The organism is Caldicoprobacter faecalis, from assembly GCF_900115765.1.
Taxonomy (GTDB): Bacteria; Bacillota; Clostridia; order Caldicoprobacterales; family Caldicoprobacteraceae; genus Caldicoprobacter; species Caldicoprobacter oshimai.
On sequence record NZ_FOXR01000072.1, the window covers coordinates 1 to 3,337 of the forward strand.

General features: G+C 33.2%; 4 protein-coding genes. All 4 read right to left on the bottom strand.

Annotated features, from left to right (window positions below):
- Positions 1–150: 150 nt before the first annotated feature.
- The 4 genes from BM241_RS12005 to BM241_RS12560 all read right to left on the bottom strand — a co-directional run bounded on the left by BM241_RS12005 (position 151) and on the right by BM241_RS12560 (position 3,192).
- Positions 151–915, bottom strand: a complete 765-nt coding sequence (locus tag BM241_RS12005; RefSeq protein WP_092282897.1) for an ABC transporter permease — start codon at positions 913–915, stop codon at positions 151–153.
- A gap of 4 nt (positions 916–919) precedes the next feature.
- Positions 920–1,714: an ABC transporter permease gene (locus BM241_RS12010; protein ID WP_092282898.1), complete on the bottom strand. Its 795-nt coding sequence runs from the start codon at positions 1,712–1,714 to the stop codon at positions 920–922.
- Positions 1,711–2,697, bottom strand: a complete 987-nt coding sequence (locus tag BM241_RS12015) for an ABC transporter ATP-binding protein (protein ID WP_092282899.1) — start codon at positions 2,695–2,697, stop codon at positions 1,711–1,713. Before BM241_RS12015 ends, BM241_RS12010 begins: the two co-directional genes overlap by 4 nt.
- A 327-nt stretch (positions 2,698–3,024) precedes the next feature.
- Positions 3,025–3,192, bottom strand: coding sequence for a hypothetical protein (locus BM241_RS12560; RefSeq protein WP_156925034.1), 168 nt, complete (start codon positions 3,190–3,192; stop codon positions 3,025–3,027).
- Between the last annotated feature and the right edge of the window lie 145 nt (positions 3,193–3,337).

The window sequence follows — 3,337 nt, forward strand, 5'->3', positions numbered from 1 at the left end:
GAGTTTTGGTTTGGTAATTTAATTCTAACTAGAATTCTAACTAGAGGGATAGGGGGGGCTCAACCCCTTTTTACACAATTATATAGACTTAACTTCCTGTTAAAAGAGTATTATTGTTTTTATAATATTTTAGATATTCTAGAATTTTGTTCATATTTCTCCTCCTGTCGACTGGTATTTTTTCAGCTCTTGGTAAAGGATAATTTTTAAAACCAAATAATATAATAAGGGAGATGAATAACACCATATACTCTCGTATACATTGCTCTTACCAAGGGCAATCCTTGCAGGAATTGCACTTAATAAGAAAATAGGAATTGCATATATGAGAAGATTACGGAGGATTTTTGGCAAAACCGTATCAGGCTTTTCTGCCATTGTTAAAAGCTGCAGGACTATCGCTGAAATTGCTTCGGACCTTAAACCAAAAAGAGTAAAACTGTATACTATGAAAAATAAAAGTCCCATTAAAATAGAAGCACTGAAAATTGAAATGATATAAGCTATTGTCAATTTAATTCCACATATTTTAATGCACCATATATTTAGAAATATTAACAAGGGGGTTGAAAAAGCTGCAGGAAAATTTAGGTTTTTTAGTACGATGTATTTTATGAGAGGCTGTGGTTTTAGTAAATCAAAATCAAAATACCCTGTTACAACTGATTGTCCAAACTTGGAAACAGCTTCTGCAAAGAAAATTGCATATAAGTTGTTTACTAAAAAGAAGCAGGTTATATAAAAAAGAATTTCTTGTCTATTATAATCACCAAAAATGTCAATTCTTTGAGTAAGCAGGTAATAGCCTAAAAATGTCGCAGTATATAAAGATAAGTCTGCCAAAAACCAGCTTAACAAATTTGCTCTATATTGAATTGCTTTTTTAATTGAAAATCTTATAGATTCTATTAACATGTTTTCACGCCCCATGAGAGGTGTATTTTTTTAATCCATTTTTCATAAGTAAAAAAACAATGAAACCAAGTATTAGCACCCAGACTAGTGAAATAAGCAATCCTTTATTTACTATTTCAATGTCAAAATTAGCATCACATATAAGCTTTGACGGGATATATGTTATATAAGGGAAAGGAGTCATTAGCATAATTGATTCAATTTTGCTAGGCAAAAGGTCTAAAGGGAAAATGGCACCTGAAAGAAGACCTGTCAGTAAGTTTCTGATGGCAGCTATGCCCCATATTTCTGTCAGCCAAAAAGATAACAATCCTATTATAAAGGAAAATAAAGCATTGAGTAAAAAACCCAAAATTAACGCTAAAGGTAGGTATAACAGCCGGTTTGCTGGTATTTCAATTTTTGCCCAAATTGAGAGCACAATAATTATTGGCATATATAAAATTGCAAACCTTGCAAGGCTTGAAGATATGTGACTGTATGAAATACTGGTCAGATAATCTACTGGAAGTAAAAGCTTTTGCCCAAATCTGTAAGTTTTTATATCCTTTTCAATGTCATGTTCAGCATGAATTTCTGTAAATAGAAGTATTACATTAGAAATGACAATGTAAATCATCATTTCTTTCAGAGTGTAATTTAAGGGGTTTCCTTCAATTAAAGACCTCCAGAGAAAGAAGTTTATTAGGATTGGTACAATTAGGGAGCTTAAAAGCTCTCCTATAAGGTAAATTCTATACATTAAGAGTCTTTTTATTGAGTAGTCAAAATATCCCATAAAAATATACAATGTCCTCATTTTTCTGCACCCTTATACAATGACTCTATGATAATATCGAGATTATCATCGTGAAAATTTATATTTGAAATTTCAGCCTCATTTGACAAAACTCTCATTACATTTATCGTTTCTTCCGGACTAAATCTGATGAAATATTCTTGTTCTTCACTTGCTTCTTCTACTTTATAATATTTACTGATTATTTCAACTGCACAATTGCTTGCGTTAAATCTAACCTTTCTGATGTTGGGAATCATACTTTTCAGTTTCTCAATTGTTCCATAATATAGCTCTTGACCTTTATGGAGTATATAGATGTTGTCGCACAAATCTTCAATATCAGTTATGTAATGGCTTGTTAGTATTATAGAGGCATTATATTTATTTTTATAATTTTTTAAGTAGTTTCTAATTGCCCTTTGGGTGATAAAATCCAAGCCAATTGTAGGCTCATCAAGAAAGATAACTACCGGCAGGTGAAGGAATGATAATATTAATTCACCTTTCATCCTCTGTCCTAAAGAAAGGGTTCTGACCTGTTTTTGCAAGTCCATTTCTGACAAGCCCAATTCTTCTGCCATTGATTTTGCCCTTGAAATTGCTTCTTTTTTGTCAATAGAGTAAATGGAGGCAAAAAGTTTTACAGAATCAATAATAGTTAAGTCTGGATCTAACTGACCTCTCTGTCCCATTACTAATGAGACTTTTCTTCTGTAATCTTTGCTTCGTAAAAAAGGGTCTTCTCCCAATACTCTTATAATACCCTCATCTGCTTTAATAATGCCGGATACTAATTTAATAGTAGTAGTTTCCCCCGCACCGTTTAAACCAATCAGTCCAAGTATTTCTCCTTGATTCACAGTAAAAGAAATGTCCTTTACTGCTTGTATGTACTTGTACCTTCGCTTAAAAAAGCTTTTAACTGCATTTATTACGCCATTTTCTTTTATGTATACTTTGTAAGTTTTACTGACATTTTTAACAATTACCTGAGGTTGCATTGTTTTTCCTCCTACAACGAGGGTCAACCTCTTGTAATGTACCATATCTATTCGTTAATTGCAAGTTAAAATGAAGCTCTTTTTCTCTGTTAAAATTAATTGCCCCTTTATGCTCTTTGCCCATTTTTAGCTTTTGTGTTTGTGAATTTAGCTTAAATAATAGTGTTTCTCGACTCTTCCTCTCTACTAACACTAATAAACATGCTCTCCCTTTTCCCCTCCCAGACTCTATACAGTCCATCTCCCAATGTCCATATTCGCTACGTCCTCTTGCTCCCTCAGGTCGTTCATCTATCCGCTTTGCTTCAACATATCTTATCCGTCTGGTTACACGCCTATACTTCCTCTTTCGACTTCTCCCCTTCCTTGGATTGTATTGCCCAGCAGATCTTTCAATGCTCCCTGTAAATCCTTTGCTGTTTTAATGTTGTACTCTGCAATGAGTCTACTAATAAGTTCTTTCTTTTCCGGTGTTATAATTCTTTTTCTTGCCATACAAAAACTCCTCCTATGCTTTTATATTCTAACATAGAAGGAGTCCATATTGTCAATAGCGGATTTAAATTGACCCATTTTTAACAGATAAAATTTGACCCACCCTGGCTTTTTTAAAAACTAGACGCTATTACGCGGGCTAGCA